At 30.9% G+C, this 6,906-nt stretch carries 7 protein-coding genes and 2 pseudogenes; all 9 read right to left on the bottom strand.

The window, feature by feature from the left end; genetic code table 11:
• Positions 1-91: 91 nt before the first annotated feature.
• Positions 92-313 carry a helix-turn-helix domain-containing protein gene (locus ACHBGV_RS10115; RefSeq protein ID WP_017768969.1) on the bottom strand — a complete coding sequence of 74 codons (222 nt, stop codon included), beginning with the start codon at positions 311-313 and terminating at the stop codon, positions 92-94.
• A gap of 136 nt (positions 314-449) precedes the next feature.
• Positions 450-809, bottom strand: coding sequence for an SH3 domain-containing protein (locus tag ACHBGV_RS10120; protein WP_172032061.1), 360 nt, complete (start codon positions 807-809; stop codon positions 450-452).
• 156 nt (positions 810-965) lie between these two features.
• Positions 966-1,052, bottom strand: a pseudogene (locus ACHBGV_RS10125) (hypothetical protein); the annotation flags it as partial.
• 45 nt (positions 1,053-1,097) lie between these two features.
• Entirely contained in the window at positions 1,098-1,295 is a 198-nt protein-coding gene (locus tag ACHBGV_RS10130) for a hypothetical protein (RefSeq protein WP_017768971.1), read from the bottom strand.
• Positions 1,292-1,516: a hypothetical protein gene (locus tag ACHBGV_RS10135; RefSeq protein ID WP_024375789.1), complete on the bottom strand. Its 225-nt coding sequence runs from the start codon at positions 1,514-1,516 to the stop codon at positions 1,292-1,294. Before ACHBGV_RS10135 ends, ACHBGV_RS10130 begins: the two co-directional genes overlap by 4 nt.
• A 50-nt stretch (positions 1,517-1,566) precedes the next feature.
• Positions 1,567-1,842 (bottom strand): annotated as a pseudogene (locus ACHBGV_RS10140) (YSIRK-type signal peptide-containing protein); the annotation flags it as partial.
• A gap of 106 nt (positions 1,843-1,948) precedes the next feature.
• Complete coding sequence (locus tag ACHBGV_RS10145) at positions 1,949-3,190, bottom strand: lanthionine synthetase C family protein (protein ID WP_050572115.1); 1,242 nt, start codon at positions 3,188-3,190, stop codon at positions 1,949-1,951.
• Positions 3,187-4,965, bottom strand: a complete 1,779-nt coding sequence (locus tag ACHBGV_RS10150; RefSeq protein WP_394736267.1) for an ABC transporter ATP-binding protein — start codon at positions 4,963-4,965, stop codon at positions 3,187-3,189. The genes ACHBGV_RS10145 and ACHBGV_RS10150 overlap by 4 nt, the downstream gene beginning before the upstream one ends.
• A 1-nt stretch (position 4,966) precedes the next feature.
• Positions 4,967-6,823, bottom strand: coding sequence for a thiopeptide-type bacteriocin biosynthesis protein (locus tag ACHBGV_RS10155; protein WP_394736268.1), 1,857 nt, complete (start codon positions 6,821-6,823; stop codon positions 4,967-4,969).
• Between the last annotated feature and the right edge of the window lie 83 nt (positions 6,824-6,906).

Raw genomic sequence — 6,906 nt, forward strand, 5'->3', positions numbered from 1 at the left:
GCTAGCTCCTAGTAAAGCTTAACAAATGGATAACTTCAAAATCACCTTTTTGGTCTCACATCATTGACAAAGGTACACAAACAAGGAGAGACTATTTTTTATGATGAAGGCGATAAGGATAATCTGTTAAACCAAGCAAATAATCGGTACTAACATGATATAAAGTTGATAGTTTAATTAAGTATTCGATTGATAATTGTCTTTTACCATTTTCAAGCCTTGAATAAGCTGATTGACTACAGGATAAATACTTTGCAAGATAGTCTTGAGAGTAATCTTTATCCTCTCTTAAATCCTTAACACGCCTATACATCCGTCCACTCCTAACACCATTATAGTCAAGCTTTGAACGAATCTTATAATTTATGCCAGATTGGCATAAATTATTGTAAAAAAGAGGGATAGCACTAAAATGAATTACTCACAAAGTGCTATTCCCTTCAATTCAGTTAACTAATCGCAATATATCTTCTATTACCACTATAAGCAATGTACGAAATCCATTGGCGTCCTGAAACGTTTGAAATTACAACATCAAAAGTACCTAACTGATCATTTTTGTTTTGAATGTTAGTTGTTCCTTTGACAACAGGCGAAACTGGTTTGGCTAACTGGTTAATAGCGATATATCTGCGTGCCCCAGAATATGAAACATATGATATCCACTCATGATTATCGGCTACTAATGTTTTATCATAATTGACTGTATCTCCACTGTCATAATAAGCTATGTCGGTACTATAGATTTTAGGTTCTGATTTAATGCCTTTACGGCTAGTAAATCTATATGTTCCAGGCTGAAATAACATAGTTCCTAGATTAGTCTGTCCTCCTGAAGAATTACCGCCTGATGCATCAGAAGAATTACTGCTAGTTAAATCTTTAAAATGAACAAAGCCAGTATATGCTGAAATCGGTTGTATTCGCGTGTGATAAGCATAATCCCAGTTCCAGTTATATTCTTCTACTGTTACTGTATTTCCTGATACTGAGGCAACCCAAGAAACATGCCCAAATGTTCCATTTGTTGTCCAAGCTACTGAGCCAACAGCTGGAGTATTATCTACTCAATAGCCTAATCGACGGGCTATATTCCCCTACTGTCCAGCATCTCCCATTGCTCTTGGAACTTCAAATTTGTTTACGCTATGTAACCTATGCGCTACAAATGAAGTACATGTTGATTTATTGTATCCCCAAGTATCAAACTCATCTGGTCTCTTTTTCCAACTAGCTGGATAATCATCACCTATTACTTTCCCTGCTCTAGAAGTAGCTCCTTTAGATAATTTCAAATCATTATTTTGCTCAAGGAAGTCTTCAATTGCAACCAAATCGTCATCAAAAATCCACCATCTTTGCTAGATTTAACTTCATTAGTAGCTTGTTTTACAACCTCTACCGGGATTGTATCATTCAAGTCCTCTGTAATTGCTGACTGTTTAGATAATTCTTCATCTGCAGGCTCTGCTTTGCTTGATTCTGGCGAAGTAGCCGTTACACTTTCTGTATGCACCGCTAACTCGTCTAGTATATTTGATTCAGCTTGTTTTTTACATCAATATTTTAGGAATAAGCTATTTTCCCATTAGAAACATCTATATTAGTTTTGACGTCTTCAAGACTATCATTAATTTTTTCGTTTTCTAATGGTACATCATCCATTTGAGAGAATTCCTCAGCTATTTCATTCCCAGAAGCAGTATTTTGATTGACTATAACTTCTTGAAAAGCGATTGCAGCTGCTATTTCATCTGCAGATACACTCTTCTGAGTTGCCCCAAATAAACATACCACAAGCAACACTGAAGTAACACCAATTGAATACTTGCGTACAGAAAAACGTTGACGCTCAGTTGATCAAAATTCTTTTTTCATGAATTTGTACTCCTTTACACTTGATATTGTAAAGTTAAAAGTTCAGGGTTTGTTCAGAATATCGAACCGTTTATTCAAAAATTATATCCTTAAATAAAAGTAGTCCTGCCTGCCAATAGGTGTTCACATTCTTTGAATATATGTGCAACATAGATAATAAAACACCCACATCGCCATTTAAATAGCCAAACTGTGAAATTATTTGTAATTCGTTATTCCTTTTGGACTGCAGGTATTGGGTAATTTTTTTATCAAAATCATAAATATATTTATCAAATTCATCTGTTTGATATACATACTTGAAAAATTGACATATTTCTAGTAATCCAGCATAACCATGACATAAAATAGGAGAATCTATTCCAGCTTGTCTTTCCATTGAAGTTTTTAAAATTTCGACTGCTTTATTCTTGAGATACTCATCATTTAATGCAACTCCGCAATACATATATAATAGAGATATGCCTGGACTACCATAGCACCATGCATCAATATTTGGTAAGAATTTAGAATTAGAATATCCTTGTTTTAATTCATCAATATCTAATCCATCCTTCCATGTATACAAACTAGGTGTTTCAAATTGTTCATATACATCAATGATATGTCGCAAGGTTTCTTCAATTTGACAACTAAAGTTTCCTTTTATCATTGTGTAAGCTAAAGCAATTCCAACTCCCGCTAAGCCATGTGCTACCCCTAAATTTAAGCAACCTTTGGGAAATAGTACGCTCTCCGATTCAGACATTTGATTTTGAGAAGTGACATAAAAAATATCGTTCCATATATCCTCTTTGAATGAACTAGTCAAAAAATTTACAATTTTTCTTTGAACATCTTTTAACCTTTCTCTATCATGAAGCGAGATATAAACTAAGATACCAGATACTCCCTCTATAATATCATAGTCTGTTGGGGACATATTTCCCGTATCTATCGAAGGTAAAAATTCACTAACGAAATATTCGATATATTCATCTAAACTTTCCACTAATCTTTTATACTTATTTTCATTTAAATGTAATAAGCTAATCCCAATTCCAGCAGCACCCGAATACAGAGAGCCTGTCATAACACCTCTTTCTGATAATATTGAAACTAGAATTTCAATATAAGAAGTCAGTTTTTCTTCATATGAACTCACGTGATTACTGTTCAGTTCCGATACTAGTAATATATAACCTGGAAGTCCACGTGATAAAGTCACAACATCATAGTTATTATTACTATTTATAATGTTATCAAGTTCAAAATCATATTCAGCTATTGTTATTTTTGAGACATCTTCAAGTAATTCATCCATTTTCATCATAATTCCTCATATTGTTCTGAATAGTACATTTTTTTATAGTGCTCATTTGTCCTTAATAAAGTTTCATGATTACCCACTCCATCAACTTTTCCATCTTTCATTACAATAATCTTATCTGCTTTTTTAGCTGACTTTAAATTGTGTGAAATAAAAATAGATACATGGTCACGAGAAAGCTCTATGAATTTATCGAATATTTCTTTTTCAGATACTGGGTCTAGTGCTGAACTTGGTTCATCTAAAATATAAACAGAAGCATTTTTTAAGAAAGTCCTTACTAAGGCTAATTTTTGCCATTGACCACCAGACAATTGGCGCCCATCTTGAAACCAAGTCCCCAATTGCATATCAATATCCCGATCCACTTCAAAAGAAAATTTCTTTAAAGCTAACTTAATAGCTTGTGTATCGTTTAAAATTTCTAAATTACTTAATGCTATATTTTCTCTCAAAGTTAATTCATATTTAACAAAGTCTTGAAAAAGAACTGATACATGCTTTTGATAAAAGGCTAAATCTAAATTTTTATTCGAGATACCATTAAATACTATCTCACCTTGACTTGGCTTATAAAGCCCACATAATAATTTTACTAATGTACTTTTACCCGAACCATTTTTCCCCACAATAGCGACAAGTTCACCACATTTAAAACTTAGGCTGATTTCTGATAATGCATTAATAGAACTATTGGGATAACAATAACTAACATCCACTAAATTGATTTCTGATACTTCCTTTAGTGAAATATCTGTGTTATTTATATATATATTTGATTGATCATATTGCTCTGACTCAAAAAAGTTAAATAATTGCTCCATGAATAAGCTAGTATTATATATTATATATACGCTCTGTATCATAGATTGAGAGTACGTATTGATTCTTGTAAGAGCCTGAATAAGACTTATTAGATTTCCTAATAAAATCTCCCCTGCTCTAACAGCAGAAATTAACATTATGATAACTAAACAATTTATAAAATTCAGCAAAATGTCTAAAATAGCATTAAAAATATTCTTTTTCTTTGAAATTTCCGAATCTTGAGAAATAAATTCTTCTTTTATTAAACTAAACTTATTAATTAAATAGTCACTGATGTTATTTAATCTAATTTCCTTAAATGAAAAGTCATGTGTTAATAAGTAGATATAATACCAGACTTTTCTCTCAGCACCAACACGATTCCATTGGATTAAAAATTCTAGTTGTCCAATTTTTAAAAAAGTGACTAAAGAAATAAGAGGTATGCACAACAAAAAAAGTGCAATACTAGTTTTCCATGTACTTATATAAAATAAACAAACTAGTAAAGAAATAATAGAGGAAAAGAAACTTATGATAGCATTGAATAATTGATATGGTTTATATGTACTATCCTGTGTTAGATTCTCAACTAGGTTATATGTGTCAGCATTTTCAAAATCAGCCAATTCTAGTGAAGATGTTTTTGTAATCAATTTTTTACTTAAGCTATAAGATAAATTTAAATTGAACTTCTCTAGGAAAAATGCATTAATTTGTACAAAAATAGAACTAACACTTTGCACTATAAAATATATGACTAATGTTTGTAAAACTTTATTAGACTGCATCAAAATTGCATTTATTAACTCTTGATAAACGTAAAATATGCCTAATGGAAATAGAGCTATTAATACATTGATAACAATTAAATATGTGGCATATTTCTTTTCTAGTCGAAAAATTAACTTTAATGTATTTGGAATCGTGAATACTGTAGACAATAATTGTTTGGAGGTAATTTTATCCATATTACTTATCCTTTGTAAATTTTTCATTTTGAAAGACCAATCTTAAAATATTATATATCTCTTTTTCTTGTTCTCGATCAATACCTATTAATCTATTATTATGAACATGGATTATACTATCCACAATAGATGTTTTTCGGAATTTTTCGAACTTATTTATTTTGAACTGGATAGAGTGAAGCAATATACTTAGTTCAGTTATTATAGGAAAATTTGATTGGAGATTATTCTTCAAAATATAATTTTTTATCATATTTATATAGTGATGCTTTGTTTTATTCAAATTCTTTGATCTATTTGATGGGGAAACATCCTCTAGGAATTCAATAATTGAGTCATCTCTTATAAAGAGAGTTTTTAAATATATGTAATTAACCAAAACCGCATAATCTAAAATAGATAGCTCGGAGTCAAGTTTAGAGGAATTAATCATTTCAATACAAATTTGAGAATCTACACAGAAGATATCTTCAATTTCTCTCATAAGTAAACTACCACCATATCTTTCAAGCTCTCTCTCATAGATATCAATTGAAAATGTAGAAACAATACAGTTTTTTATTGCTTCATTTATAATTGATAGTACACTATAATACAATTCTATATTCTCTGATAATCCTGATATTCTAAGCCTGATATGAGGTTTGGGATCCCTATACCTTAAGTAAAAGACCTTACCTTCATTTTCTAAAATATGATTCTTAAGTCTCGTTAAATAACCTATTAGAAACTCATCCTGCCTATCTTCTGATATATAAATTTTAAAGTACGTCCACTCTTGAAATGGTAATTGCCTACGTTCTCGATTCATCAATTCAAAATCCTGAGTTTCCACAATTTTTTTATAACCGTGCGAACAATTACTCAAATAATTTGTATTTCTAAAAGGAATCACTAAATCAGACGATGTTGATTTCCCGTTTCTCACTACCGGACTATCATCTCCTATGACCTCAGTTAAAATTAACTGAGTTTTATTTTGGAAGCTGCTAGATAACAGATTTTCAAAACTATTGTAATCCAATTGTTTAGTTAAGTTGATAAGGATTCTACTATCTCCTTCTTCGATATAGAAAGTTTGAGGTAGACCATATTTTTTTACAATTTGATTAACTGAGTTCATAGTATCATTAACACGAACACGCCACTTTGCAGGAGCTATGATAATATCTTCAAAAGTCAATCTAGGTACATAACTAAAATTTTTATAAATTATTTCCCAAGGTATTTTTCCAATATTATTTTTTATTGAAATTTCAACTAAAAATCTTAGCTCATTACAAAATAACGTCAAATTGTACATATTGGTAGAATAAAATCTGATAAACTCTCCACTTCTTATATCCCTAGCGTAAAATTTCAAATCTGAGCTAAGTCCTATATAAATATCTTCTAATAAAATTTTCTTACCAGAAACATCTGTAGATATAGGAAGGCAGAAATTTCTATTTGAAACAGTATTCATAATATTTCTATGCCTCAAGTTCTCTGGTAAAAATAAAATTTCGCAAGTACTAATATTATCTAAGTCCCCAATTCTATCTTCATGTTGTAATAGTTTCTCATGAAAATTCTGTAGAGTGCCACTCAAGCCAGCAAAACGACCGGAACCGCCACCTAATGTATTTGAACCAATAATATTACTAAGACTAAAGATTGTTTTACCATCCTTTTTTACCATATTAAAAAAAAGATCAAAACCGTCTATATTAGATAACTTTTCTGAATTAATTTTTTCATAATGATTTACTATTGATGAAAGTTCAATAGGTCTTCGCTCACTAACTGCTTTAGTATATAGATCCAGATACATTTGTTCTTCCGCTTCGGAGTAAAATTCAAAAGGTGGTTCCTCCATTATGAACGAAAGTTCTATAATGAAGTTAGCCACCCCAACCTAGCCAAAAAACAGCTGTTTCAACTGGTTCAGCTGTCTGTTCT

It is taken from the genome of Streptococcus sp. A34 (genome assembly GCF_043674115.1).
Lineage (GTDB): Bacteria > Bacillota > Bacilli > Lactobacillales > Streptococcaceae > Streptococcus > Streptococcus suis_V.

What these genes read in the sequence shown, in the direction of transcription:
- ACHBGV_RS10155 (WP_394736268.1), bottom strand. Translation starts at nt 6,823, where the DNA reads ATGGAGGAACCACCTTTTGAATTTTACTCCGAAGCGGAAGAACAAATG.
- ACHBGV_RS10115 (WP_017768969.1), bottom strand. Translation starts at nt 313, where the DNA reads ATGTATAGGCGTGTTAAGGATTTAAGAGAGGATAAAGATTACTCTCAA.
- ACHBGV_RS10150 (WP_394736267.1), bottom strand. Translation starts at nt 4,965, where the DNA reads ATGGATAAAATTACCTCCAAACAATTATTGTCTACAGTATTCACGATT.
- ACHBGV_RS10145 (WP_050572115.1), bottom strand. Translation starts at nt 3,190, where the DNA reads ATGATGAAAATGGATGAATTACTTGAAGATGTCTCAAAAATAACAATA.
- ACHBGV_RS10120 (WP_172032061.1), bottom strand. Translation starts at nt 809, where the DNA reads ATGTTATTTCAGCCTGGAACATATAGATTTACTAGCCGTAAAGGCATT.